At 49.3% G+C, this 335-nt stretch carries 1 protein-coding gene; it reads right to left on the bottom strand.

Features of this window, described 5'->3' with window-relative positions; translation table 11 throughout:
• A partial coding sequence (locus PPL9_RS32410) for a S8 family serine peptidase (RefSeq protein WP_161831301.1) occupies positions 1–335 on the bottom strand: 335 nt, incomplete at both ends.

Genomic DNA, 335 nt, shown 5'->3' with positions numbered 1-335 from the left:
GCCTGTTCAAGCAGCGTTGTGCTTACAGAGTTGCCATTTTGGTCGACGACTGCGTTCGCAAAAAGATCTTCTGTCCCCCAACTGTTGTTGGCAATATCGTATCGTTGCCAGTTGAACAGTGGGTTGAGATCGCTCTCCCGAATACCTTCGCTTGTAAGCGTTGCATCATAAGCAACGCCAACTGATCCAATGTCATTGCGTGCAGCGCCAATAACACCGGCCACCAATGTAGCATGCTGTGTCGGTTCAATGTTTGGATTTTGCGTGCGCAACGCTTCATCATCAATATTGGGCAGCAAGTCCGGATGACTGTAGTCAACCTGTCCATAGTCTTC

Origin of the sequence: Pseudovibrio sp. POLY-S9 (assembly GCF_001431305.1) — a bacterium.
In the GTDB taxonomy this organism is placed as follows: Bacteria; Pseudomonadota; Alphaproteobacteria; order Rhizobiales; family Stappiaceae; genus Pseudovibrio.
This window is presented reverse-complemented; position numbering and strand designations above follow the sequence as displayed.